We start from the raw sequence: 25,882 nt of genomic DNA on the forward strand, positions 1-25,882 counted from the left end.
CGCTAGGCCCCCGCCTTCTGCGCGAACGACCAAGCCCCCTTGGCCAGGATCGGCACGCGCGCCTCCATCAGCTGCGCATGGGCGCTGGCGGCCGTGCCGTCACGGACGCGGCCGACGATGCCCTGGCAGATGCCGGCCAGTCTGAAGAGGTTGTAGCTGAAATACCAGTCCAGCTCCGGCAGGCCGTCGCGGCCGGTGGCCTTGCAGTAACGCTCGACCGCCTCGGGAATGGTCGGGATGCCGTAGGCCGTCAGGTCCTCGACGCCGGAAAGGCCGCCGCGCTGGTCGGACGGCATCACCCAGTTCATCAGGAAATAGCTGAAGTCGGCCAGCGGATTGCCCAGGGTCGACAGCTCCCAGTCCAGCACGGCGATGACGCGCGGCTCAGTCGGGTGCAGGATCATGTTGTCGAGGCGGTAGTCGCCGTGGACGATCGAGGTCTTGTCATCGACCGGGCAGCTCTTGGGCAGCCAGTCGATCAGCTGGTCCATCTCGTCGATCTTGGTCGTCTCGCTGGCCCGGTACTGCTTGGTCCAGCGATCGATCTGGCGGGCGAAATAGTTGCCCGGCTTGCCGTAGTCGGCCAGACCCACGGCCTCGTAGTCGACATTGTGCAGGGCCGCCAGGGTGTCGATCTGCGCCTCGTAGATCGCCCGGCGCTCGGCGGGTTGGTAGTCCGGCAGGGTCCCGTCCCACAGGATCCGGCCCTCGACGTTCTCCATCACGTAGAAGATCGTGCCGATGACGTCCTCGTCCATACACAGGGCATAGGCCTTGGCGACCGGGAAGTGAGCCTTGTTCAGGCCCGAGATCACCTTGTACTCGCGGTCGACGGCATGGGCGCTGGGCAGCAGCTTGCCCGGCGGCTTGCGGCGCAGGACGTATTTCTTGCCCGGCGTGACCAGCTGGTAGGTCGGGTTCGACTGGCCGCCCTTGAACTGGCGGACCTCCAGAGGACCGGCATAGCCCTCGACATTGGCCTCCAGCCAGGCCGCCAGCTTGGCCTCGTCGATCGCGTGGCGCGGGTCGACCGGCTTGGTGCCCGAGTTCAGGTCCTGGGCGGACTGTTCGGCGGCTTCGGCCATGGCGGTTCTCCCCAACGCTTGTTTGAACGGGGAGTTTAGAGCGCCATGCCGTCGACGCAACCCACCACTAGTGTGTCTTCAGCGCTCGCCAGCCGATGTCGCGACGATAGAAGCCGCCCTCCAGGCTGATCGTCCCCAACGCCGCATAGGCCACGTCGCGGGCCTCGCTCAGGGTCGCGCCCAGGGCGCAGACGTTCAGCACCCGACCGCCCGAAGCGCGCAGGTTCCCCTCGGCGTCGCGGGTCGTGCCGGCGTGGAAGACCACGGCCTCGCCGCCGAAGTCCCCCTCGGCGCCCTGGATCAGGCCGCCGGTCTTGGGGGCGTCGGGATAACCCTCGGCGGCCAGCACCACGCAGATCGCCGCCTCGTCACGCCATTTTGGCGGCTCGGCGCTAGCCAGCTCGCCCTTGGCCGCGGCCAGCAGGATCGGGACGATGTCGCTGTCCAGGCGCAGCATCAGGGTCTGGCACTCCGGATCGCCGAAGCGGGCGTTGTATTCCACGAGCTTCGGCCCCGTGGGCGTCAGCATCAGACCGGCATAGAGCACGCCGACGTAAGGGTTGCCCTCGGCGGCCATGCCCTCGACGGTCGGGACGATCAGCTCGCGCCAGGCCTGGTCGATCAGGGCGTCGGTCAGGACGGGCGGCGGGGAATAGGTGCCCATGCCGCCGGTGTTGGGGCCCTCGTCGCCGTCATAGGCGCGCTTGTGGTCCTGGGCCGCGCCAAAGAAGACCGAAGTCTCGCCATCGCAGATCGCGAACAGCGAGGCCTCCTCGCCGTGCATGAACTCCTCGATCACCACCCGCGCGCCGGCCGAGCCGAAGCGGCCGCCCAGCATGTCGAGCACGGCGGCGTCGGCCTGATCCCTCGTCGCGGCGATGACCACGCCCTTGCCGGCCGCCAGGCCGTCGGCCTTGATCACGAACGGCGCCTCCAGAGTGTCGAGGAAGGCGCCGGCCGAGGCCGCGTCCTCGAACACGCCATAGGCCGCCGTCGGCAGGCCATGGCGCTGGCAGAAGTCCTTGGTGAAGGCCTTGGAGGTCTCCAGCTGGGCCGCGCGCTGGCTGGCGCCGAAGCAGGGGATGCCGACCCCGGCGAGCTTGTCGGCCAGGCCAACCTCCAGCGCCGATTCCGGGCCGACCACCACGAGGTCCGCGCCGATCTCGCGAGCCAGGGCGACGAGGGCGTCGGCGTCGGTCGCTTTGACGTTCCGAAGTTCGGCGACGGCTTCGACGCCGGGGTTTCCTGGGGCGGCGACGAGGCGGCCGCACAGCGGCGACTGGGCGATCTTCCAGGCCAGGGCGTGCTCGCGCCCGCCGGACCCGACGAGGAGGATGGTCAGCTTTTCCATGAGCGCGGGGTGTGGCGCGCGCGGCCCGGCGGGTCAAGGCCGAACGGCGCGCGCCTCGCGCTCAGGCATAGTCGCGGAAATCGGCGTCGGCCTCGTCCGGTCCGCCCTGGGTCAGATCCAGGGCGAAGCCGGCGACGCGGGCCTGCTGGGTCGCGACCGCGCGGGCCGGGGCCTTGCGGGCCGGCGCGGCCGGACGCTTGACGGCGGCGCGGACCGGCGTCCGGCGTCCGCGCTCTTCGTCGCCCGTGCGGAAGTAGGCGATCGAGGCCTGCAGTTCATCGGCCTGAGCGGCGAGCTCTTCCGAGGTGGCCGACATCTCTTCCGAGGCGCTGGCGTTCTGCTGGGTGACCTTGTCCAACTGCTGGATGGCCTCGTTGATCTGGCTGGAGCCGATGTCCTGCTCGCGGCAGGCGGCGCTGATCTCGGAGACCAGTTCGGCGGTCTTGCGGATGTTCGGCACCAGGCTGGTCAGCATCTCGCCGGCCGACTGGGCGGCCTTGACGGTGTCGGACGACACGGCGCTGATCTCCGAGGCGGCGGTTTGCGACCGCTCGGCCAGCTTGCGCACTTCCGAAGCCACGACCGCGAAGCCACGGCCGTGTTCGCCGGCGCGGGCGGCTTCGACGGCCGCGTTCAGGGCCAGCAGGTCGGTCTGGCGGGCGATCTCCTGCACGATGGTGATCTTCTCGGCGATCGTCTGCATGGCGTCGACGGCCTTGCTGACGGCGGCGCCCGAAGTCTCCGCGTCGATCGCCGACTGGCGGGCGATCTTCTCGGTCTGGGTGGCGTTGTCTGCGTTCTGCTTGATGTTGGCCGACATCTCTTCCATCGAGGCCGAGGCCTGTTCGGCGGCCGAAGCCTGCTCGGTGGCGCCCTGGCTCATCTGCTCCGAGGTCGCCGAAAGCTCCTGGCTGCCGGCCGAGACGTTCTCCGAGGCCGTGATCGCGTCGCCGACCACCCCGCGCAGGCGCTCGATCATCCGTTCCAGCGCCAGGCCCATGACGTCCTTGTCCGACAGCGGCTTGACCTGGACGGTGAGATCGCCGTCGGCGACCTTGTCGGCGATGCCCGCGCTTTGGCGCAGATTGACGACCATGCCGCGCAGGGAATGACCTAGCACATCCCGATCCGACAGCGGCCTGACATCGGCCGACAGGTCGCCCGACGCCACCTGGTCGGCGAGCGCGGCCGTGGCGCGCAGATTCGAGGTCATCTGGTTGATGGTTTCGACGAGGTCCCTGATCTCGTCATTGGTCTTGACCGTCACGTTCTGGTCGAGGTCGCCGAGGGCGACCGCCTTGGCCAGGCTATCGATCTTCGCAAAGCCGTGCGCGATGGTGCGGGCGATCCACACGGCGGCGATCACGCCCAGCAGGATCGATGCGAGAACCACCGCGATCAAGGTGTTGCGCGATGTCGCGTAGGCGGTGTCGGCGGCGACTTGCGCCGCGGCAAGACGCGCCTCCTGCGTCTTGACCAACTCATCGACGGTCTGGGTGATGCTATTGGTGATCTTGCGCTGGGTGGTGTGCATCTGCTCGATGGCGAGGTCGCGATGTCCAGCCAGGATCTCGCCACGCAGGGACTCGTCGCTCTCGGCGAACTGCGCCCAGTCACGCGCCAGCGTCTCCCACTTGGGCTTGCCCTCGGCGCTGGCGTGGCCAAGCCCCGCCTCCAGAAGAGTCCGGACGGCTTCCCTGTGGGCGTCGGCCTTGGCGTTCTGGCCGCGCAGTTCCTCGGCGTCGCTCGCGAGGGCCATGTTCTTCTGGGCACGGACGAGTTGCAATAGCGCGATACTCAACGACTGGCTCCGCCGCAGCTGCTCGACCGGCCCTTCGACCATCGCCTTCTGGCCCGCGTTCAACACCCCCAGTTCGCTCACGCCGAACAGCGTCGCGCCCGCCATCATCAGAATGAGCGCCCCGATGGTCAGGGCAAGTTTGAGCTTGATCGTCATACGCATGGAAGACTCCGGCCAGCTTCGGGCCTTGGCTGAGGAAATGGAAAAGCGGCGGAAGGAATCTCTATTCTTCTTCGTAGCGACATGAAGACAATCCCCATGATGTTCATGTCCAATTTTTAGGCGCACGAAATTCAACAATTCGGCCACTAAAGTCCGAACATGTTCTTCGAAAATTTTCTATGCCTAGGCAGGCTTACTCACGGCCTATCGACGACAAACTTTCGCATCGCCCCGGATAGACCCAAAGCACGCGATAATTACTTCTCGAAGTTCAGTCGCGCGCAGTTAACGGGCCATGAATCCAACAACCCAGGGGCAGCGGCATTCTGCCTCACCACCTTCAAGTGAAGTCGCGGCTTCGTTGCGAAAACACGCCAGGCTGCCCGCCGCGGCGGGCGCGGCCCGGCCAAAACAAAAAACCGCGCGCCAGGATATGGCGCGCGGTCTCTTGGTCTCTCGATCTCGGGCGACGGCCGCCGATGGCCCGTCAGGCGGCGTCCAGGTCCAGGGAGTAACCCGCCGAACGGACCGTGCGGATCGGGTCGCCGTCCGACGTGCCGTTCAGCGCCTTGCGAAGGCGGCCGATATGGACATCGACCGTGCGGGCCTCGACATAGACATCCGAGCCCCAGACGGCGTCCAGCAGCTGTTCGCGGCTGAACACCCGGCCCGGGTGCTGCATCAGATAGTCCAGCAGGCGGAACTCGGTCGGGCCGAGATGGATCTCCTTGCCGCTTCGCTTCACGCGGTGGGCGACCCGGTCGATGACGATGTCGCCGACCGTGATGCGGTCATCGGCCAGACCCGGACGGATCCGGCGCAGCACCGCGCGGACGCGGGCGGTCAGCTCGACCATCGAGAACGGCTTGACCACGTAGTCGTCGGCGCCGGTGTCGAGGCCGCGGATGCGGTCGCTCTCCTCGCCGCGCGCCGTCAGCATGATGATCGGCACGTTGCGGGTCTCCGACCGGCCCCGCAGGCGGCGGCAGACCTCGATGCCCGAGACCTTGGGCAGCATCCAGTCGAGGATGACCAGGTCCGGGGCCCGCTCGTTGGCCATGATCAGGGCTTCCTCGCCGTCTCCGGCCACGCCGACGCGATAGCCTTCCTTGTCGAGGTTGTAGTGCAGGAGCGTGGCCAGGGCGTCTTCGTCCTCGACCACCAGAACATACGGAGTCACTTCAGGCCGCCTCTAGGGTTATTGCGACAGCACATCCAGCTTCGGGCGCTGCGAGATCAGCTCGTCGCCCGTCAGCTCGAAGTGGATGATTTCAGCGATGTTGGTGGCGTGGTCACCGATGCGCTCGAGGTTCTTGGCCACGAACAGCAGGTGGGCGCAGGCGTTGATCGTGCGCGGGTCGCCCATCATGTAGGTGAGCAGTTCACGGAAGATCGAGTTGTAGTGCTCGTCGACTTCCTCGTCGCGGCTCCACACGCCGATGGCGCGCTGCAGGTCCGAGCTCGTATAGGCGTCCAGAACGTCCTTCAGGCGGCTCTGCACCAGGCGGCCCATGCGCTCGATCGAGCGGGTCAGGGCGGTCATCGGGTCGGCCTCGGTCAGGATCAGCGCGCGCTTGCCGATGTTCTTGGCCATGTCGCCGCAGCGCTCGAGGCTCATCGAGATCTTCAGGGCCGCGACGGCGTGGCGCAGGTCCACGGCCATCGGCTGGCGCAGGGCGATCAGCTTGAAGGCCTTGCGCTCGATCTCGGCCTGGAGGATGTCCAGGCGCTCGTCGCCAGCGACCACGGCCTGGGCCAGAGGCCCGTCGCGACGGGCGATGGCGGCGATGCAGTCGGCCACCTGGGCCTCGACCAGGCCGCCCATGCGGGTGACCTCGGCCGTGAGGTGGGCCAGCTCTTCGCCGTACGACTTGACGGTATGTTCAGTCATCTGTGTCGCTCCCGCGCGCCTGGTTAGCCGAAGCGGCCGGTGATGTAGTCCTGGGTGCGGCTGTCGCGAGGATTGGTGAACATCTCCTCGGTCGGACCGCTCTCCACCAGCTTGCCGAGGTGGAAGAAGGCCGTGCGTTGCGAGACGCGGGCGGCCTGGGCCATCGAGTGGGTGACGATGACGATGCAGAACTGGCTGCGCAGCTCGTCGATCAGCTCCTCGATCTTGGCGGTGGCGATCGGATCGAGCGCCGAGCAGGGCTCGTCCATCAGGATCACTTCCGGCGACACGGCGATGGCGCGGGCGATCACCAGGCGCTGCTGCTGGCCGCCCGACAAACCCGTGCCCGGCTGGTGCAGACGGTCGGCGACCTCGTTCCACAGGCCGGCCTTCTTCAGGCTGCTCTCGACGATGGCCTCCAGCTCGGCCTTGCCGGTGGCCAGGCCGTGGATCTTGGGGCCGTAGGCGACGTTCTCGAAGATCGTCTTCGGAAAGGGGTTCGGCTTCTGGAACACCATGCCGACGCGCGAGCGCAGGACCACGGGGTCGACGCTCTTGGCGTTGACGTCCGAACCGTCGATCTCGATCACGCCTTCGACGCGGGCCGAGGGGATGGTGTCGTTCATGCGGTTGATGCAGCGCAGGAAGGTCGACTTGCCGCAGCCCGACGGGCCGATGAAGGCGGTGACCGACTTGGCCGGAATGTCGATGTTGACGTCGAACAGCGCCTGCTTCTCGCCGTAGAAGACCTTGACGTCGCGCGCCTTGATCTTGGCCTCGCCGACCGAGGCGGCGGCCTGGGCGTGCGGGACGGTGGTGTGGATCACCGGCGTGTGGGCGTTGTCGTCGGGGCTTTGGACGGTCATGGCGTGTCCGCGGAGAAGGGGCGAAGCGTTGGGGTTCAGGATCAGGGTCATGTGAAACCTACCAGCGGCGTTCGAAGCGGCGGCGCAGGATGACGGCCGCGGCGTTCATGACGATCATGAAGACGAGCAGGACGATGATGGCGGCGGCCGTGCGTTCATGGAAGGCCCGCTCGGAAGCGTTCTCCCAGATGAACACCTGGACCGGCAGCACGGTGGCCGCGCCAGTGAAGCCTTCCGGCACGCCGGGCACGAACGAGACCATGCCGATCATCAGCAGCGGGGCCGTCTCGCCCAGGGCGTGGGCCAGCGACAGGATGGCGCCGGTCATCACGCCGGGCATGGCCAGCGGCAGCACGTGGTGGAAGACCGTCTGAGTCTTCGACGCGCCGACGCCGAGGGCGGCTTCGCGGATCGAGGGCGGCACGGCCTTCAGCGCCGAGCGGGTGGCGATGATCACGGTGGGCAGAGCCATCAGGGCCAGCACGAGACCGCCGACCAAGGGCGAACTGCGCGGCACGTGCAGCCAGTTGATGAACAGCGCCAGGCCCAGCAGGCCGTAGACGATCGACGGCACGGCCGCGAGGTTGTTGATGTTGACCTCGATGATGTCCGTCCAGCGGTTCTTCGGGGCGAACTCTTCCAGATAGGTGGCCGCCATCACGCCGACCGGCACGGCGATCAGAGCGGTGATGATCAGCATCATGGCCGAGCCGACCACCGCGCCCAGCACGCCGGCCTGCTCGGGCTCGGTCGAGTCGGAATGGGTGAAGAAGGCGAAGTTGAAGCCCGACTTCACCGAGCCGTCCTTCTCGAGCTTGTCCAGCCAGTCCAGCTGCTGGTTGTCGAGCTTACGGTCGCCCTCGGCGGTCGAGCGCTTGATCTCGCCCTTGAAATAGAGGTCGGCGTCGGCCTTCAACGGGCCGGTGACGGTGACCGTCTTGCCGATCAGCGACTGGTCGGCCTTCAGCTTGTTCAGCAGCTGGAAGCCGAAGTCGCGCGACAGCAGATCCTGGACCTTGCTCGACGTGGTGCCCAGGTCGTCGTCCTGCACGCCCAGCTTCTTCATCATCGCCTCGGCGACGATGTAGTCGTAGTTGACGCCCGAGAGGTCCGAGCGGTCGATACGATCCGGGTTCAGGTAGACCGGCACGCTGAGCGTGTGGGTCTCGAAGGTCGTGTAGCCCTGGGCCACGATGCGGCCGACCAGCACCACCAAGAAGATCAGCGCGACGATGATCGCGGCCAGACCCTGGGCCTTGAAGGTGCGTTCGGCGGCGTGGCGCTTCTTCAGCCGGGCTTGCATGGCTGTCGAGGCGGCGGAGCGCGGGGCGGCCGCGCCGAGGGTCGCGTCAGTCATATTGTTCCCGGTACTTCTGGACGATGCGCAGGGCGACGATGTTCAGGCAGAGCGTCACCACGAACAGGGTGAGGCCCAGGCCGAAGGCCGACAGCGTCTTGGGGCTGTCGAATTCCTGGTCGCCGGTCAGCAGGGTGACGATCTGGACGGTGACCGTGGTCACGGTGTCGAGCGGGTTGACCGTCATCTTGGCCTGCAGGCCGGCGGCCATGGTCACGATCATGGTCTCGCCGACGGCGCGGGACACGGCCAGCAGCATGGCGGCCATGATGCCCGGCAGGGCGGCCGGCAGGACGACCTTCTTGACCGTCTCCGACTTGGTGGCCCCCATCGCGTAGCTGCCGTCGCGCAGCGACTGCGGCACGGCGTTGATGATGTCGTCCGACAGCGAGGAGACGAACGGGATCAGCATGATCCCCATCACCACCCCGGCCACCAGGGCCATCTGGTTCTGGACTTCCATCAGGTAGGTGGCGAGCGGGCCGGGCGGCAGGGCCGCGCCGATGGCGTTGAAGCCGGCGCGGAACAGCGGGCCCACCGTCAGGGCGGCGAAGAAGCCGTAGACCACGGTCGGGACGCCCGCCAGGATCTCCAGCAGCGGCTTGACCACGCCGCGCACGGTGCGGCTGGCGTATTCCGAGAGGTAGATCGCCGAATAGAGGCCGACCGGAGCCGCCACCAGCATGGCGATGAACATGATCAGGAAGGTGCCGGCGAACAGCGGCACGGCCCCGAAGGCGCCCGCCGAGGCGACCTGGTCGGCGCGCATGGCGATCTGCGGGCTCCACTCGGTGCCGAACAGGAACGACAGCGGATTGACGCTCTGGAAGAAGCGCCAGCTTTCCCAGACCAGCGACAGCACGATGCCCAGGGTGGTCAGGACGGCCGCGACCGAGCAGCCGATCAGCAGGATGCTGGTCCAGCCCTCGACCCGGTTGCGGGCCCGGAAATCGGGATTGATGCGCGGGAAGGCCAGCAGGAAACCCGCCAGGGCCAGCACGCCGGCGCCAGCCAGCATGCCGACGTTCAGGAGCGTCCCGATGCGCTTGGCTTCGGCGACCTTGGCGTCCAGCGCCACCTTCAGCTCGCCTTCGTAGGCGACTTCCGACGGGGCCTGCTTGGCGGCGATCGCGTGGGCGTCGCTGAAGAAGACGTTCTGACGGTCCGGATCCAGGGCCGAGACGGCCGCCGGGCGCGTGGTCTTCAGCATCGCGTCCTCGACGCGGCCGCCGAAGGCGGTCCCCAGCAGCAGCAGCAACGCGGCGGGAACGCCGGCCCACAGGGCCGCGTAGGTCCCGTAGTAGTCCGGCAGGGAGTGGAGGACGCGGGCGCGGCCTCCCGCGGCGGCCACGGCGCGACGACGTCCGGCGGCGAAAGCCAGGCCGGAAAACAGCGTCAGGACGATGAGCGAGAGCCAGGTCAGCATGCGTGAGGCTAATCTTGCGCGAAGTGTGTCGAAGGCCCCGCACGATCGCGCGCCTTCCCCCGCCCCGATCTATGCCGGGCAGGCGCTGAGCTTATGCGACGGATATGTGACAGTTTGACGACAGCGCCCGGTTCGCCGCGCGCGTTTCTTCAGCCGGAGGATCGACGAGCCGCCCCGCGCGACCTGTCGCGGCGTTTCGCCAGCCGGCGCGAAGGCCTCCGGTTCCCCTTTATAAACCGGTCACCTGGCGGATCCGAAGGCCGCGGCGCCCGGCTGGGGGGTCAGGCCTCGGTGGTCACGGCGGGAGACGGCGCGATCTCGGCCCCGGCCTTGGCCATCGGCAGGTAGACCCCGAACGTGGCGCCCTCGCCCTGGACGCTCTCGACCGTCAGCCCGCCGCGATGGCGGTTCATGATGTGCTTGACGATCGCCAGGCCCAGACCGGTGCCCGAGCGGTCGCCGCTCTTCTGGCCCTCGACCCTGTAGAAGCGCTCGGTCAGGCGCGGCAGGTGCTCGCGCGCCAGGCCGGGCCCCCGGTCGGTGACGCGCAGCACGGCGTAGCGCTCGGTCGTGTCGTGGTCCGGGGTCAGCAGCGACATCCGCGCGGCGGCCGGGTCACGGGCGGCGGCGGCGGCCTCGGCGGACAGGCCGGGGAAGATCTCGACCCGCACCGTCCCGCCCTTGGGCGTGTATTTGATGGCGTTGTCGATCAGGTTCTGGATCACCTGGATGATCTGGTCGCGATCGCCGTCGACCACCGCGCCGCCGCGCGGCGGCAGGACGGGATCGAAGGCGACCTGCTTGTCGCGGGCCTGCGGAGCCAGGGCGTCGATCACGTCGACCGCCGCCATGGCCAGGTCCACCCGGCCCAGCGGCGCGATGTGCTCGTTCAGCTCGATCCGCGACAGGCTCATCAGGTCGTCGATCAGGCGCGACATGCGCTCGGCCTGGGCCAGCATGATCCCCAGGAACTTGTCGCGGGCGCCCGGATCGTCCTTGGCGTGGCCCCGCAGGGTCTCGATGAAGCCCGACAGCGAGGCCAGCGGCGTGCGCAGCTCGTGGCTGGCGTTGGCCAGGAAATCGGCGCGGGTGCGTTCGCTGCGGCGGGCGTCGGTCTCGTCGCGCAGGGCCAGCAGGGCCAGGCGCGAGCGGCCGTTGGTCTCGCGCAGCGGCCGGGTGTGGGCCAGCCAGGCCCGGCCTTGCGTTCCGCCGGTCTCGAACTCGGCCACGCCCTCGACGCCGCCGAACAGCGCCTCATCCACGGCCTCCAGCACGCGCGGATTGCGAACGGCGGTGATCAGCAGCCCGCCCTGGTGCTGGATCTTGAACAACTCGCGCGCGGCGGCGTTGGCGAACAGGAAGCGGCGACCGGTCAGGTCGTCGGCCTCCTCGGCGGCGATGACCATCAGCGGGTCGGGCAGCCGGTCGAGAATGGCCACGAACGGCGGCGTCTCCTCGACGGCGGCGGCCGGCGCCAGCGCCGCGCCCATGATCGGGCGGGCCCGTCCGCGACTCGCGCGCCGCGACAGGAAGACGCCGGCCGCTCCGGCGACCGCGGCCGCCAGCAGGGCCGGGGCCGGTTGGGCCAGTCCCGTGACGGCCAGGCCCAGAATGGCGCCGGGCCCGATCATCACGGGCCAGAACGCGCTCGTCGCGGCGCTGTCTTGTCCGTCCGGGGGCGTCTGCGCCAGCGGCATGGGAAGGCTCTTCGATTCAAGCGAGAGGCGATTCGTCGATCCAGATATGGCGCCCCGCCATGCCATGCGATAGACGGTTGGCGCCTTAGTACGTGTCGCGAGCGGGACTCACCGCAATTTCGCCGCATCATGACATGAATTAGTGGCGCCGGTTTCCATGGGGTGTCGTTCGTAATGCAGCGCAAGGTCCTGGTCGCGACGGTCGCGGCCGCTCCTCTCTTGGCCATGGGTTTCGCCGCGTTGGCTGAAACCACGGTCACCACCGCGCGGACGACGCCGATCGCCACCAGCACGGCTGCGGGCGCGACGACCGCCGACGACATCAAGATCACCGCCGACGGCTCGATCAAGCCGACCACCGCGGGCGCGATCGTCACCCTGGACAGCAACAACAAGGTGACCAACGCCGGCACCCTGCAGACCAAGGGCGTCAACGACAGCGTCGGCGTGCTGGTCATCGGCGGCAGGACGGGCTCGCTGACCAACTCGCTGGCGATCACGCTGGACGAGGACTACACGCCGACCGACAGCGATTCGGATGGCGACCTCGACGGCCCCTTCGCCCAGGGCAATGGCCGCTTCGGCATCCGGCTGACCAACGCCGGAACCTTCACCGGCGACATCATCAACGACGCCGCCGGCACGATCACGATCAAGGGTAACAACTCGGCCGGCATCCTGCTGGAAGGCCCGGTGCTGGGTAACGTCACCCACCTGGGCGCGATCAGCGTCATCGGCGACAACAGCTACGGCGCGCGGATCGCCGCGCCGGTCACCGGCAAGGTGACCCTGGGGGGCTCGACCACCGTCCAGGGCGCGAACGCCGTGGCCCAGGCCATCGACGCCAACATCAACGGGGCCCTGGTCCTGCAGGGCAGCGCCAGCGCGACCGGCTATCGCTACACCTCGCGCCCGACGACGACCGACGCCCTGGGCAAGCTGGACGCCGATGACCTGCTGCAGGGCGGTCCGGCCGTCCGCATCGCCGGCGACGTGACCGGCGGCGTGCTGCTGCAAGGCTCCAACTACTCTTCCAAGGTCGGCACGGACGGCAACACCGTCACGACGACGACCACCTCCAGCAGCACCGGCTCGTCCAGCATCAGCGCCTTCGGCGCGGCGCCGGCCCTGCAGATCGGCTCGGCCACGCAGAACGTCACCCTGGGCGCGGTCGGCGCCGGCGACCTGGCCTACGGCCTGGTGGCCAAGGGGGCGATCGCCGCGGCGGGCGTCTATGACAAGGTCACCGCCACCGGCGTCTCGATCGGCGCGGGCGGCGGCAAGACCACCACCCTCGCCAACGGTCTGCGCAACGACGGCACCGTCACGGCCACGACCTACGAAGCCGACGCCACCGGCCTGATCCTGAACTCCGGCGCCAGCGTCGGGGAAATCCTGAACCGCGGCTCGATCACGGCCACCGCGGGCTCGTTCGCCAGCTCGGGCGTGACGGCCACGGCGCGAGCCGTGGTGCTGGGCGCGGGCTCGAACACCACCGCCATCAACAACCGCGGCGCCCTGGTCGCCACGCGGACCGGCGAGACCGGCGACGCGGTCGCCATCCTCGACCAGGCCGGCGCGCTGAAGACCATCACCAACACCGGCTCGATCCGCGCCACCCTGACGGCGCCGGCCTACAAGGCCAACGGCACGGCCGCGACCGTGACGACCAGCGGCCAGGCGATCGCCCTGGACCTGCGCGCCAACAATTCGGGCGTGACCTTCACCCAGAAGGGCCCGACCGACTACGCCTCGACCTCGACCTTCCCCAGCACCGACACCGTCACCAGCGCCGACGCCACCAGCACCACCTCGGCGCCGGTGACCGTCGGCGACGTGCTGTTCGGCGGCGGCAATGACACCCTGAACCTGTGGAGCGGCACCCTGGTGGGCGCCATGTCGTTCGGGACCGGCCAGGATCGCCTGTCGATCGACGGCGGCGGCGTGGCCCTGGGCAAGCTGACCGACAGCGACGGCAGGCTCGACATCGCCGTCGCCAACGGCAGCCTGGGCATCGTCAACACCGACACCATCAACGTCACCAGCCTGACGGTCGGCGACAAGGGCAAGATCCTGTTCTCGGCCGATCCGGCCGCCGGCCAGAACACCAAGCTGGTGGTCTCGGGCGCGACCAACATCGCCTCCGGCGCCGAGCTGGGCATCCGCCTGGCCAATCTGGTCAAGCAGCCCACCACCTTCACGGTGATCCAGGGCAGCAACGTCAATGTCGGCTCGATCGGCAACGGCCTGCTGGCCCAGGCGCCGTTCATGTACGTGGCCAGCAGCCGCGCCGACACCAACAACGTCTATATCGACGTCCGCCAGAAGACGGCCGCCGAGATCGGCCTGAACCGGTCCGAGACCTCGGCCTATGACGCCGTCTACCAGGCGCTGGGCAAGGATTCGGCCCTGGCCGGGACGTTCCTGAACCAGACGACGCGAGACGCCTATCGCGACCTCTACGACCAGATGCTGCCCGACCAGGGCGAGGGCCTGTTCGCGGCCCTGCAGTCGGTCAACCAGCAGGTCTCGCAGGCCACCATGTTCCGCCCCGATCCGGGCGACCGCTATGGTCCGGACAGCATCTGGGTCCAGGAAATCACCTCGCTGACCCGTCGCGACACCGGCCAGACCCTGGGTTCGGACACCCAGGCGTTCGGCTTCGTCGCCGGCTATGAGGCCATGGGCGACGCCGGCGGCGCGCTGGGCCTGACCCTGGCCTATACCAGCCTCGAGGAACACGACACCGTCGCCAAGGTCGGCGAGCAGACCACCGCCTCGTTCGTCCAGACCGGCGCCTACTGGCGTCGTTCGGTCGGCGGCTGGCGGATGAACGCCGGCGGCGGCCTGGGCTACGGTTTCTTCAAGGGCGACCGCCGCTTCATCTCGCCGGACGGCAACGCCGATGGGGTCGCCGACCTGATCCTGAAGAACACCGCCGACTGGAAGGGCCTGACGGCCAACGCCTTCGCGGGCGTGGCCTACGAGCAGAAGTTCGGCCGCTTCTTCGCCCGTCCGGAAGGCCGCTTGGACTATGTCTGGCTGCGCGAAGGCAAGCGCGCCGAAAGCGGCGGCGGCGATGGCTTCGACCTGACCGTCGCCAAGCGCACCTCCAGCAACCTTTCGGGCGAGCTGGGCGTGGTGGTCGGCGCCGACTTCGGCAAGAATGTCTGGTGGCGCCCGGAAGTGCGGGTCGGCTATCGCCAGACCCTGGCCGGTTCGGTCGGCGACACGGTCGCGGCCTTCAAGGGCGGCAACCCCTTCACCCTGGCCGCGCTGAACAACAAGGACGGCGCGGTGACCGCCGGCTTCGCCCTGCGGGCCGGCACGCCGATGTCCTACCTGGGCATCGAAGGCGGCGTCGAAGCCACCAAGAAGCAGAAGCGCTACAACCTGCGCCTCGCTGGCCGGGCGATGTTCTAGGGTCCAGCGGCCCCTCAACCTTCTCCGCAAAAAATATCGCAGGCCGTCGCGGGAAACCGCGGCGGCCTTTTCCGTGAACGGAACATTTACGGGTTTAAATGTCTGATAAGGCTGAAGATTCGCAGCGTATTTCGCGACACTTTGCCGCGCCTACAGAAAAACTCACGGCCGGTTTTCCTAAATCTCGATTCCGCAACTAGGGATAATCGTCTTCCCTAGCTCGGCAGGTCGGCCCGCCCAGCGGCGCCGAAAGGGGACAGACACGATGACCAAGACCTGTATCGCATTTCGCGTGGCGTTGATCGCTGGCGCGTCTCTGCTGGCCACCGCCGGCGCCGCATCCGCCCAGGACACCGCGCCGCGCTCGCCCGCCGAAGCCGAGGCTCGTATCGCCGCGCTCGAAGCCCAGTTGGCCACGCTGGCCCAGCAGGTCGCCGACCTGAAGGCCGCCACCGCCGCCAGCCTCAAGGACGTTCGCGCCGCCCAGAGCGCCACCACCGTCAGCATCGCCGCCGGCAAGCCGACCATCGCCTCCGGGGATGGCGCCTTCAGCGCCACGATCCACGCGGTGATGCAGCTCGACGCCGCCCAGTACTATCAGGACAAGGGCCTACCCGCCGTGCTGGGCAACGCCCGCGACCTGAACAGCGGCACGAACTTCCGCCGCGCCCGCATCGGCGTCGACGGCAAGTTCTACAAGAACTTCGAATACAACGCCCTGCTGGACTTCGGCGGCGCCGGCACGGATGGCCAGGGCACGCTGCAGGAGTTGTGGGTCCAGTACAACTACGCCCCGTTCAAGGTCCGCGTCGGCGCCTTCGCCCCGAACGTCGGCCTGGAGGACGCGGCCTCGACCAACGGCTCGCTGTTCGCCGAACGCCCGTCGGGCTCGGAGCTGGCGCGCGGCCTGGCCGGCGCCGACAAGCGCATCGCCTTGCAGGGCCAGGCCCTGGGTGAGCGCTGGCTGCTGTCGGGCGCGATCACCGGCGCCAAGGCCGGCGACGGTCAGACCGTCGACGAGCAGCTGGGCTATCTGGGCCGCGTCGCCTTCGTGCCATTCAAGGGCCTCGACTGGCTGGTCCATGTCGGCGCCAACGCCAGCAAGGTGGTCACTCCGGCCCAGACCGCGGTCGGCGGGGCCTATAACGTCGCCGTCAGCGACCGTCCGGAGCTGCGCGTCGACGGGACACAGCTGATCACCACCGGCGCGATCGACTCGACCGGCGCCCGCCACTACGGCTTCGAGGCCGCCGCCCAGAAGAAGAACGTCCTGATCCAGGGCGAATATTTCGACATCGCCATCGACCGCCGCAATCCGGCGGCCGGCGTCACCGATCCGAAGCTCAAGGCCTGGTACGTCGAAGGCTCGTGGGTGCTGACCGGCGAGGCCCGCAAGTACAACGCCAACACTTTCGCGTTCGACGCCCCGGCGATCGCGCACCCGTTCGACCTGAAGAAGCGCCAGTGGGGCGCCTGGGAACTGGCGGCGCGCTACTCGGTCGCCGACCTGAACTATCACGAGCAGGCCGTTCTGGCCGCCGACCGCGTCCGCGGCGGCGAGCAGAAGATCACCACTGTCGGCATCAACTGGTTCCCCAACCCCGTGACCAAGTTCTCGTTGGGCTATTACGATGTCTCGATCGATCGCCTGGACCCAGCCGGCGGCGCGGTTCCGCTGAGCCAGGACTACCAGGTGGTCAACTTGCGCAGCCAATACGCGTTCTAAAGTCGTCGGCGCGGCGTTGTGGGCGCCGCGCCGGCTCCACAGATCCTTGGAAGACCTCCAGAAAGGACCGTCTCGATGAGCGACTTCACCCAGGTTCCGACCCGTCGAGGTCTTCTGGCCGGCGCCGGCGCGGGCGCGGGCGCGGCGGTCCTTGCCGCGGGCGGTTCGGCTTTCGCCCAGGCCAAGCCCGTCACCCTGCTGAACGTCAGCTACGATCCGACGCGCGAGCTCTACAAGGACATCAACGCCGCCTACGCCAAGTACTGGAAGGAAAAGGTCGGCCAGACCCTGGTGATCAACCAGAGCCACGGCGGTTCGGGCAAGCAGGCCCGCTCGGTGATCGACGGCCTGCAGGCCGACGTCGTCACCCTGGCCCTGGCCTATGACATCGACGAGATCGCCGCCAGGGCCAGGCTGCTGCCCGCTAACTGGCAGTCGCGCCTGCCGCAGAACTCCACGCCCTACACCTCGACCATCGTGTTCCTGGTCCGCAAGGGCAATCCCTGGAAGATCAAGGACTGGGGCGACCTGGTGAAGCCGGGCATCGACGTGATCACGCCGAACCCGAAGACCTCGGGCGGCGCGCGCTGGAACTACCTGGCCGCCTGGGCCTGGGCCCTCAAGCAGCCGGGCGGCAATCCCGCCAAGGCCGAGGCCTTCGTGAAGACCCTGTTCGAGCATGTGCCCGTGCTGGACACCGGCGCCCGCGGCGCCACCACCAGCTTCACCCAGCGCGGCCTGGGCGACGTGCTGCTGGCCTGGGAGAACGAGGCCTACCTCGCCCAGGACGAACTGCCGGGCAAGTTCGACATCGTCTATCCCAGCCTGTCGATCCTGGCCGAACCCCCGGTCGCCCTGATCGACAAGAACGTCGATCGCCACAAGACCCGCACCGTCGCCGAAGGCTATCTGAACTTCCTCTATAGCCCGCTGGCCCAGGAGCTAATCGCCAAGAACTACTACCGTCCGCGCAACGCCGACGTGGCGGCCAAGTACGCGGCCCGCTTCAAGAAGATCCCGCTGGTCACGATCGATGACACCTTCGGCGGCTGGAAGAAGGCCCAGGCCACCCACTTCAACGACGGCGGCGTGTTCGACCGCATCTATCAGCCGAAATAACACCTTCCAACGGCCTGCCCGCTCCGGGAAGCGCGGGTCGGCCTTCGGATCGGCGGAGATCCAGCCATGGGATCTCCGCCGTCTACCTTTCCCGTCTAGGTCTATGTTGGGAACTCGACACGATCAGGTACGTTGAGCGTCCACGGGGTGGCGGGAGCTTAGCCTTACGCATGAACGACATTTCGGAACCGGCGCGCGACACCGATCAGGCCGCGGCCCGTCGTCCCGAGGACTTCGAAGCGATCATCGAGGCGCGCACCCGCGAGCTGACCGAGGCGCTGGAGCAGAAGACCGCCCTGCTCCACGAGGTGGACCACCGGGTCAAGAACAACCTGCAACTGATCTCCAGCCTGCTGCTGCTGCAGAACCGCCGGGTGACCGACCCCGCGCTGAAGGCCTCGCTGCGCGGCATGCTGGGCCGGGTCAACGCCATCGCCACCGTCCACCGCCGCCTGTTCCAGAGCGAGGACGTCGAGCGCTTCGACGTCTCGGCCTTCATCCGCGACATGGTCGCCGACCTCATGGGCTCGGCCAGCCGCGACGACATCCGCATCGAGCTGGATCTGGAGCGTGTCGAGATCCCCGCCGCCAAGGCCGCGCCGTTCGCCCTGGTGGTCAACGAACTGCTGACCAACGCTCTGCGACACGGTTTCCCCGAAGGACGTGGCGGCCGGATCTTCGTCGGCGTTCGCCGCCAGGAGGGCGAATTTCGGATCGAAATCGCCGACGACGGCGTTGGGTTCGGTAAGGACACCACGCCACCCGGCTTCGGCCTCACCATTGTTCAGCTGCTGTGTCAGCAGCTGAAAGCCAAGAGTGAGACCACCGATGCGGAACCTGGCGCCCGCGTAGTCGTTCTGCTGCCCGTGAATGGGGCGCGCTAAAAGGACAGGTTTCAGTATGACCGGGCGTGCGCTCGATGTGTTGATCGTGGAGGACGAGATGCTCCTCGCGATCGAGCTCGAACATCTTGTCGAGGAAGTGGGCTGCCACTCGCTCGGCTGCGCCATGAGCTCCGACGAAGCCGTCGATCTCGCCGAGAAGCTGCACCCCGACCTCGCGCTCGTGGACGTCCACCTCAGCGACGGCCCGACCGGCGTCGAGGTGGCCCGCAAGATCTCGAGCGACTGCGGCGGCGTGGCCCTGTTCATGACCGCCAACGTCAAGCGCCTGCCTGACGACTACGCCGGAGCCTGCGGCGTGATCGGCAAGCCCTATTCCGAGCACGGCGTCCGGACCGCCCTGTCGTACCTGACCTACTGCCTGCAGGAAGGCCATGCCCCCGGGCCCGTCCCGGTAGGCCTGACTCTGGCCCCGGCCTACGCCCAGCTTTGGGGTCTCGGCGACCTGCCCCGGATCGCCTGATGGCGGCGCCCCCGGTCGCCGCGGTCGTCGGCACGGCCGCCGCCCTGCTGTCGATCACCAGCTTCGCCCCGCAGATCGTCAAGATCTGGAAGGAAAAGGACGCCTCGTCCGTTTCGCTGCGCACCTACATCGTCACGGTGACGGGCTTCGCGTGCTGGATCGCCTACGGGAGCCTGGTCAAGGCCTGGCCGGTGATCGCCTCCAACGCCGCCTGCCTGCTGATGTCCGGCGCGGTGCTGGTCATGAAGTGGCGGTTCGACCACAAGGCCTGAGGCCCCCCTTTTTGATGACAGGGGGGGCGGGGTCCGCTATCGAGGCGCGCCTATTTCCGCATCCCAACTTGCTTGAGGGACAGTCGCCTTGACCGAAGCCGCCGAGGAAGCCGGCTGGGCCACCGCCAAGACCCTGGCCGAGGCCCTGCCCTACATCCAGATCTACGACCGCGAGACGGTGGTGATCAAATACGGCGGCCACGCCATGGGCCAGGAAGACGTGGCCAAGGTCTTCGCCGCCGACGCGGTGCTGCTGAAGCTGCTGGGCGTCCATCCGGTGGTGGTGCACGGCGGCGGTCCGCAGATCAGCCGCATGCTGGACAAGGCTGGCGTCAAGTCGACCTTCGTCGACGGCCTGCGCGTCACCGACGAAGCCACCATGGAAGTGGCCGAGATGGTCCTGTCGGGCGCGATCAACAAGGAAATCGCCAACTGGATCACCCTGGCCGGCGCCGAGGCCGACGTGCGCGGCGTGGGCCTGTCGGGCAAGGACGCCCGGATGATCACCGCCGAGAAGGTGACCCGCACCAAGCGCGATCCCGACAGCAACATCGAGCAGGTCGTCGACCTGGGCTTCGTGGGCGAGCCGACCAAGATCGATCCGCACATCATCCAGGCGCTGCTGACCTCGGAGACCGACTACATCCCGGTGATCGCCCCGATCGGCGTCTCGACCGACGGTCAGACCTACAACATCAACGCCGACACCGTCGCCGGCGCCCTGGCCGGCGCGCTGAAGGCCAAGCGGATGCTGATGCTGACCGACATCGCCGGCGTGCTGGATGGTGAGGGCAACCTCATCCGTCAGATGACGATCGACGAGGCGCGCGGCCTGATCGAGAGCGGCGTGGCCAGCGGCGGCATGATCCCCAAGCTGGAAAACGCCATCCACGCCGTGGAATCGGGCGTCGAGGCCGTGGTCATCCTGGACGGCCGCCGCCCGCACGCCATGCTGGTCGAGCTGTTCAGCGAACACGGCGCGGGCACGCTCATCTCGCGATGAGCGCCGACCTCGCCCACGTCGACACCTGGCTGTTCGACCTCGACAACACCCTGTACCCGCTGGAAAGCGAGTTCATGGGCCTGATCGAGGTCAAGATGACCGACTTCGTGGAGCGCATGACGGGCCTTCCGCGCGAGGAGGCCCGGGCGCTGCAAAAGCGGTACTTCACCGAGCACGGCACCACGCTGTCCGGGCTGATGATCAATCACGGCATCGAGCCCAAGGTGTTCCTGGACGAGGTGCACGACGTCTCGATGGATCGGCTGGTCCCGGACCCAGCCCTGCGCCAGGCGATCGCCCGGTTGCCGGGGCGGCGACTGATCTTCACCAACGGCTCGCTGGGCCACGCCGAGCGCGTGCTGGGTCATTTGAACCTGCACGACCTGTTCGACGACCTGTTCGCGATCGAGACGGCCGACTACCTGCCCAAGCCCGCCCTGGCGACCTTCGACAAGATCACCAAGCTGCACGCCGTGCGCCCGCCCCAGGCGGCCTTCTTCGAGGACAGCGAGAAGAACCTGGTCCCGGCCGCCCGGATGGGCATGACCACCATCCTGGTCGGGCCGCACGCCAAGGACTCGACCTCGGAACACGTCCATTTCCGCACCCATGACCTCGCCGCGTTCCTGAACGCGGCCCGCCTGCAAGGAAGCCCGCAATGACCGCCGTGAGCCCCCCTTCCATTTCTTTGGCCGACCTCCAGACCGAGATCGAAGCCGCCTGGGAAGCCCGCGCCGAGGTCTCGGCCGACACCGCCGGCCCGGTCCGCACCGCCGTCGAGGAAGCCCTGCTGCTGCTCGACAGCGGCAAGGTCCGCGTCTCGGAGAAGGTCGACGGCGCGTGGGTGACCCACCAGTGGCTGAAGAAGGCCGTGCTGCTGTCGTTCCGCCTGAATCCCAACACCGTCATGCGCGCCGGCACGCTGGGCGGCGCGGTCGGTCCGTGGTGGGACAAGGTTCCGAACAAGTTCGACGGCTGGGACGCCCCGCAGTTCGAGGCCGGCGGCTTCCGCGCGGTTCCGGGCGCCATCGTCCGTCGCGGCGCCCACATCGGCAAGAACGTCATCCTGATGCCGTCGTTCGTGAACATCGGCGGCTATGTCGACGAAGGCACGATGGTCGACACCTGGGTCACGGTCGGCTCGTGCGCCCAGATCGGCAAGAACGTCCACCTGTCGGGCGGCGTCGGCATCGGCGGCGTGCTGGAGCCCCTGCAGGCCAACCCGACCATCATCGAGGACAACTGCTTCATCGGCGCCCGCTCGGAAGTCGTCGAGGGCGTGGTCGTCGGCGAAGGCTCGGTCCTGTCGATGGGCGTGTTCATCAGCGCCTCGACCAAGATCGTCGACCGCAAGACCGGCCAGATCCACATCGGCAAGGTCCCGCCCTACAGCGTCGTGGTCCCGGGCAACCTGCCCGACCCGAACGGCGGCCCGGGCCTCTACTGCGCCGTGATCGTCAAGACGGTCGACGCCCAGACGCGCTCGAAGACCAGCATCAACGACCTGCTGCGGGATTAAGTTTATCGGAGACGTCCTCGCCCTTCGACAAGCTCAGGGTGAGGACGACTTCCAGCGCCGGGTGTCAGTAGAAGCCTCACCCTGAGCTTGTCGAAGGGCGAGGTTTCGGCATCCTATCGCGTCGCCTCGTTGAGCTGCTTCTTGCTCTCGGCGGCGCCCTTCTTGGCGTCGTGCTTGAGCTCCGCGCCGGCCTCCTTGGCCTTGTCGCCGGCTTTTTCGCCGAGCTCCTGGGCCTTGTCGGTGGCGTCGCCAGCGGCTTCCTTCAGCTCCGCGCCGGTCTCCCTGGCGCTTTCCTTGATCGCCGTACCGGCTTCCTTGACGTCCGGGTCGTTGGCGATGTTGTGAGCGGCGTCCTTGATGTCGGAAGCGGCGGCTTTCGCGCCTTCCTTCACCTCGGTGGCGTGTTCCTGCGAACAGGCCGCGAGGGTCAGGGCCGCGCCGGCGGCGGCGATCAGCATCAGCTTGGAACGCATGGTCGGGCTCCCAATGGAGGTTCAGTAAGTCGGCTGCATAACGAAGCCCCAAGGCCAAGGTTCCGTCTCGGCCCCCTTGCTCTGGGCTTTGCGTGAAGCCGCTTAGACCGCTAAACCCCCGCCATGCGCATCGCCTTCCTCGGCACCCCGGACTTCGCCGTCACGTGCCTCGCCGAACTCGTCGCCGCGGGCCACGAGATCGCCTGTGTCTATTCCCAGCCCCCGGCCCCGCGCGGGCGCGGCCACGAGCTGAAGCCCTCGCCGGTCCACGCCTTCGCCGAGGGCCTGGGCCTGCCGGTCCGCACGCCGGTCTCGATGAAGACGGCCGAGGAGATCGAGGCCTTCCAGGCCCTGGCGCTGGACGCCGCGGTCGTGGTCGCCTTCGGCCAGATCCTGGTCAAGGCCGTGCTCGACGCGCCGACATACGGCTGCTTCAACCTGCATGCCTCGCTGCTGCCCCGCTGGCGCGGCGCGGCCCCCATCCAGCGGGCGATCATGGCCGGCGACCAGGTCACCGGCGTCCAGGTCATGCGGATGAGCGAAGGCCTCGACGAAGGTCCGATCCTGATGTCCGAGCAGGTGCGGATCGACAAGCTCGAGACCGCCGGCTCGCTGCACGACAAGCTGGCCGCCGTCGGCGCCCGCCTGCTGCCCGTGGCCCTGGCGGCCGTCGAGCGCGGCGGCGCGATCGAGACCCCGCAGGCCCAGGAGGGCGTCACCTACGCCAAGAAGATCAAGGCGGCCGAGGCCCGCATCGACTGGACCCGCCCCGCCGCCGAGGTCGACGCCCATATTCGCGGCCTCTCGCCGTTCCCCGGCGCCTGGTTCGAGGCGCCGTCGGACAAGGGAGCCGTCCGCGTCAAGGCCCTGCTGTCACGCCAGGAAGACCAGGACGGCGCTCCGGGCGTGGCCCTGGACGACGGCCTGCTCATCGCCTGTGGTGAAGGCGCCGTCCGCCTGCTCAAGGCCCAGCGCGAAGGCAAGGGCGTCCAGGACGCCGAGACCTTCACGCGCGGCTTCCCGATCCCCGCCGGAACCGTGCTGGCCTGATGCCCCGCTACCGCCTCCTCGTCGAGTATGACGGCCGGCCCTACAACGGCTTCCAGGCCCAGGCCGTGCTGCCGTCGGTGCAGGGCGCGATCGAGACGGCGGTGAAGGCCTTCAGCGGCCAGGACGTGCGCATCGCCGCCGCCGGCCGCACCGACACCGGGGTCCACGCCACCGGCCAGGTGGTGCATGTCGACCTCGAGAAGGACTGGCCGGCCCAGACCGTGTTCAACGCCCTCAACGCCCACCTGACCCACGAGGCGGTGTCGATCCTCTCGGCCGAACGCGCCGAAGAGGGCTGGCACGCCCGCTTCTCGGCCAATGAGCGTCGCTACCTCTACCGGATCCTCAACCGCCGCGCCCCGCCGGCGCTCGACAAGGGCAAGGTCTGGCACGTGAAGAAGGACCTGGACGCCGACGCCATGCACGCGGCCGCCCAGCATCTGGTCGGCCTGCACGACTTCACGACCTTCCGCGACATGCACTGCCAGGCCAAGAGCCCGGTGAAGACGCTCGACGTCGCCCGCGTGCGCCAGGCCGGCGAGGAGATCCATCTGGACTTCGAGGCCCGCAGCTTCCTGCACCGGCAGGTGCGGTCGATGACCGGGACCCTGGTCGAGGTCGGCGCCGGGCGCTGGACGCCGGACGACGTCAAGGCGGCGCTGGAGGCCAGGGATCGCCGCGAATGCGGACCCGTGGCCCCAGCCGACGGGCTGTATCTGGTCGGCGTCGGGTACGGAGACTAAGCGGCCTTGGCGCCGAGCGCCCGCATCCTGGCCAGCCATCGCGCCCGGCCGGCCGGTCCGATCGACTCGACCCCGCCAACGATCGAGCTGCGGATGGGCCGCACGCCGGCCAGCATCAGGATGCCTTTCTCGATCGCCCTCACGCCATGGGCGCCGAAGACCAGGCGAAACACCGGGCCGGGCATGCCCATGGTGACGACCAGGCGCGCCGAGCGGCCCTTGAGCTTGGAGATCCAGCCCCGCTCGCCGATGGCGAAGCCGAAGCCGCCGCGAAATACCTGCTCCAGGAGCGCCTTCAGCTTGGCCGGAACGCCGCCCAGCCATAGGGGAAACAGCAGCACGATATGCTCGGCCCGCTCGATGTCCTGTTGCAGGGCGCGAATTTCGGCCGGCGGCGGTCCCTGCTCGAACTCCGACTGGCCGAGCAGGTAGGGGACATCCATTGACCCCAGGTCGACGCGTTTCACGGTGTGGCCGGCCTTCACCGCGGCGTCGGCATAGGCGCTCGCCAAGGCGCCGCCGAAACGGTCGGGGCTTGGGTCGGGGTGCCCGACCAGGATGAGAATACGCCGGCTCATAACGATCAGGGTGGCCCAGGCGCGAACCGGCGCCCTTGAGCCGCGTCAAAGTCTCTACAGCACCGAGCAGTTGGTGATCTGGCTGAACGCTTCCAGCGCCGCCGTGCCGACGACCGAGGTGCCGAACCGATCCAGCTCCGGCGACCAGACCGCCACCGTCGCCTTGCCCGGGATCACCGCGACGATGCCGCCGCCCACGCCGCTCTTGGCCGGCAGGCCGACGCGGTAGGCGAAGTTGCCGACGCTGTCATAGATGCCGCAGGTCAGCAGCAGCGAATTGAGCCGCCGGGTCAGGCGCTCGGGGAACACCGTCTCCTGGGCCACCGGCGAGAAGCCGCCCGCCGCCAGGGGCAGGAAGGCCCGGGCCAGCTGGCGACAACTCATGGTCAGGGCGCACTGGCGGCAATAGGCGGCCACCACGCCCTCGGGCTCGTGGGTCAGGGTGCCCTTGCCGCGCATCAGGCTGGCGATGGCCCGGTTCTGCCAGGCATGGGCCAGCTCCGAGGCCGCCACCGCCCCGTCGATCTCCAGCCGCTCGTCGCACAGGAAGCCGGCGAAGTCCCGGATCAGCGCGGCCGGATCGCGGGTGACGTCCAACAGCACATCGGTGATCGCCAGGGCGCCGGCGTTGATGAACGGGTTGCGTGGCACGCCGCCCTCGGCTTCCAGCAGGGAGAGGTGGTTGAACGGCGTGCCCGACGGCTCCTTGCCCACGCGGGTCCAGGTCTCGTCGCCCAGGCGGTTGAGCGCCAGCCCCAACGCGAAGACCTTGGTGATGCTCTGGACCGAAAAGCCCTCGTCGGCGTCGCCGATCACGTGCTCGCCGCCGTCGACGGTGCGCACGGCCATGCCGAACTTCGTCCCCGGCACGTTGGCGAGCTCGGGAATATAGTCGGCGGCGCGGCCCTTGCCGAAGTGCGGCTTCACCAGCACCGCCACCTCGGCCAGCACGTCGGGGATCGAGAGCGCCTTCAT

At 68.3% G+C, this 25,882-nt stretch carries 22 protein-coding genes and 1 pseudogene; 11 read left to right on the forward strand and 12 right to left on the reverse strand.

From position 1 onward, the window contains the following. Nucleotides 1–2: 2 nt before the first annotated feature. The 9 genes from AC1RNC_RS14840 to AC1RNC_RS14880 all read right to left on the reverse strand — a co-directional run bounded on the left by AC1RNC_RS14840 (nt 3) and on the right by AC1RNC_RS14880 (nt 11,636). The gene (locus tag AC1RNC_RS14840) at nt 3–1,085 is read right to left on the reverse strand and encodes a phosphotransferase family protein (protein ID WP_492887139.1); all 1,083 of its coding nucleotides are present in this window, start codon (nt 1,083–1,085) and stop codon (nt 3–5) included. 67 nt (nt 1,086–1,152) lie between these two features. Further along, nucleotides 1,153–2,436, reverse strand: coding sequence for a phosphoribosylamine--glycine ligase (gene purD, locus AC1RNC_RS14845; RefSeq protein ID WP_492887140.1), 1,284 nt, complete (start codon nt 2,434–2,436; stop codon nt 1,153–1,155). 61 nt (nt 2,437–2,497) lie between these two features. Continuing rightward, nucleotides 2,498–4,399, reverse strand: coding sequence for a HAMP domain-containing methyl-accepting chemotaxis protein (locus AC1RNC_RS14850; RefSeq protein WP_492887141.1), 1,902 nt, complete (start codon nt 4,397–4,399; stop codon nt 2,498–2,500). A 487-nt stretch (nt 4,400–4,886) separates the two neighbouring features. Next, on the reverse strand, nt 4,887–5,579 hold the full coding sequence (phoB, locus tag AC1RNC_RS14855) for a phosphate regulon transcriptional regulator PhoB (RefSeq protein ID WP_492836421.1): 693 nt from the start codon (nt 5,577–5,579) through the stop codon (nt 4,887–4,889). 18 nt (nt 5,580–5,597) lie between these two features. After that, a complete protein-coding gene (phoU, locus tag AC1RNC_RS14860; protein WP_492887142.1) occupies nt 5,598–6,290 on the reverse strand; it encodes a phosphate signaling complex protein PhoU in 693 nt (230 codons plus the stop codon). A 23-nt stretch (nt 6,291–6,313) separates the two neighbouring features. Further along, nucleotides 6,314–7,156: a phosphate ABC transporter ATP-binding protein PstB gene (gene pstB / locus AC1RNC_RS14865; protein ID WP_492887227.1), complete on the reverse strand. Its 843-nt coding sequence runs from the start codon at nt 7,154–7,156 to the stop codon at nt 6,314–6,316. A 58-nt stretch (nt 7,157–7,214) separates the two neighbouring features. Then, the gene (gene pstA / locus AC1RNC_RS14870; protein ID WP_492887143.1) at nt 7,215–8,513 is read right to left on the reverse strand and encodes a phosphate ABC transporter permease PstA; all 1,299 of its coding nucleotides are present in this window, start codon (nt 8,511–8,513) and stop codon (nt 7,215–7,217) included. Beyond that, nucleotides 8,506–9,939, reverse strand: a complete 1,434-nt coding sequence (gene pstC, locus AC1RNC_RS14875; protein WP_492887144.1) for a phosphate ABC transporter permease subunit PstC — start codon at nt 9,937–9,939, stop codon at nt 8,506–8,508. The genes pstA and pstC overlap by 8 nt, the downstream gene beginning before the upstream one ends. Nucleotides 9,940–10,220: 281 nt before the next feature. Then, on the reverse strand, nt 10,221–11,636 hold the full coding sequence (locus tag AC1RNC_RS14880) for a sensor histidine kinase (RefSeq protein WP_492887145.1): 1,416 nt from the start codon (nt 11,634–11,636) through the stop codon (nt 10,221–10,223). A gap of 162 nt (nt 11,637–11,798) precedes the next feature. On the opposite strand from AC1RNC_RS14880, the gene AC1RNC_RS14885 reads away from it, so the two are divergent. The 9 genes and pseudogenes from AC1RNC_RS14885 to dapD all read left to right on the forward strand — a co-directional run bounded on the left by AC1RNC_RS14885 (nt 11,799) and on the right by dapD (nt 22,063). Continuing rightward, nucleotides 11,799–15,059 carry an autotransporter outer membrane beta-barrel domain-containing protein gene (locus AC1RNC_RS14885; RefSeq protein WP_492887146.1) on the forward strand — a complete coding sequence of 1,087 codons (3,261 nt, stop codon included), beginning with the start codon at nt 11,799–11,801 and terminating at the stop codon, nt 15,057–15,059. A gap of 265 nt (nt 15,060–15,324) precedes the next feature. Then, entirely contained in the window at nt 15,325–16,785 is a 1,461-nt protein-coding gene (locus AC1RNC_RS14890; RefSeq protein ID WP_492887147.1) for an OprO/OprP family phosphate-selective porin, read from the forward strand. Nucleotides 16,786–16,860: 75 nt separating this feature from the next. Further along, nucleotides 16,861–17,904 carry a sulfate ABC transporter substrate-binding protein gene (locus AC1RNC_RS14895; protein ID WP_492887148.1) on the forward strand — a complete coding sequence of 348 codons (1,044 nt, stop codon included), beginning with the start codon at nt 16,861–16,863 and terminating at the stop codon, nt 17,902–17,904. A gap of 248 nt (nt 17,905–18,152) precedes the next feature. After that, a pseudogene (gene lovK / locus AC1RNC_RS14900) lies at nt 18,153–18,788 on the forward strand (photosensory histidine protein kinase LovK); the annotation flags it as partial. Between the two features lie 16 nt (nt 18,789–18,804). Further along, nucleotides 18,805–19,269 (forward strand): response regulator, encoded by a 465-nt coding sequence (locus AC1RNC_RS14905; RefSeq protein ID WP_492887149.1) that lies wholly within the window; start codon nt 18,805–18,807, stop codon nt 19,267–19,269. Next, nucleotides 19,269–19,541: a SemiSWEET family sugar transporter gene (locus AC1RNC_RS14910; protein WP_492887150.1), complete on the forward strand. Its 273-nt coding sequence runs from the start codon at nt 19,269–19,271 to the stop codon at nt 19,539–19,541. The genes AC1RNC_RS14905 and AC1RNC_RS14910 overlap by 1 nt, the downstream gene beginning before the upstream one ends. Before the next feature lie 88 nt (nt 19,542–19,629). Further along, entirely contained in the window at nt 19,630–20,544 is a 915-nt protein-coding gene (gene argB / locus AC1RNC_RS14915; protein ID WP_492887151.1) for an acetylglutamate kinase, read from the forward strand. After that, the gene (locus AC1RNC_RS14920) at nt 20,541–21,206 is read left to right on the forward strand and encodes a pyrimidine 5'-nucleotidase (protein ID WP_492887152.1); all 666 of its coding nucleotides are present in this window, start codon (nt 20,541–20,543) and stop codon (nt 21,204–21,206) included. Before argB ends, AC1RNC_RS14920 begins: the two co-directional genes overlap by 4 nt. Continuing rightward, nucleotides 21,203–22,063 carry a 2,3,4,5-tetrahydropyridine-2,6-dicarboxylate N-succinyltransferase gene (dapD, locus tag AC1RNC_RS14925; protein WP_492887153.1) on the forward strand — a complete coding sequence of 287 codons (861 nt, stop codon included), beginning with the start codon at nt 21,203–21,205 and terminating at the stop codon, nt 22,061–22,063. Before AC1RNC_RS14920 ends, dapD begins: the two co-directional genes overlap by 4 nt. A gap of 113 nt (nt 22,064–22,176) precedes the next feature. On the opposite strand, the gene AC1RNC_RS14930 is transcribed toward dapD, so the two are convergent. After that, the gene (locus AC1RNC_RS14930) at nt 22,177–22,536 is read right to left on the reverse strand and encodes a cell surface protein (RefSeq protein ID WP_492887154.1); all 360 of its coding nucleotides are present in this window, start codon (nt 22,534–22,536) and stop codon (nt 22,177–22,179) included. Between the two features lie 123 nt (nt 22,537–22,659). On the opposite strand from AC1RNC_RS14930, the gene fmt reads away from it, so the two are divergent. Together fmt and truA are read left to right on the forward strand one after the other, a co-directional pair. After that, a complete protein-coding gene (gene fmt, locus AC1RNC_RS14935) occupies nt 22,660–23,586 on the forward strand; it encodes a methionyl-tRNA formyltransferase (RefSeq protein ID WP_492887155.1) in 927 nt (308 codons plus the stop codon). Continuing rightward, a complete protein-coding gene (gene truA / locus AC1RNC_RS14940) occupies nt 23,586–24,329 on the forward strand; it encodes a tRNA pseudouridine(38-40) synthase TruA (RefSeq protein ID WP_492887156.1) in 744 nt (247 codons plus the stop codon). The genes fmt and truA overlap by 1 nt, the downstream gene beginning before the upstream one ends. On the opposite strand, the gene AC1RNC_RS14945 is transcribed toward truA, so the two are convergent. Then, nucleotides 24,326–24,907: an NAD(P)H-dependent oxidoreductase gene (locus AC1RNC_RS14945; protein WP_492887157.1), complete on the reverse strand. Its 582-nt coding sequence runs from the start codon at nt 24,905–24,907 to the stop codon at nt 24,326–24,328. The two genes, truA and AC1RNC_RS14945, sit on opposite strands and share 4 nt — an antisense overlap. A 54-nt stretch (nt 24,908–24,961) precedes the next feature. Then, the gene (locus tag AC1RNC_RS14950; protein ID WP_492887158.1) at nt 24,962–25,882 is read right to left on the reverse strand and encodes a glutaminase; all 921 of its coding nucleotides are present in this window, start codon (nt 25,880–25,882) and stop codon (nt 24,962–24,964) included.

This window comes from Caulobacter sp. GW822-FHT01G02 (assembly GCF_058802865.1).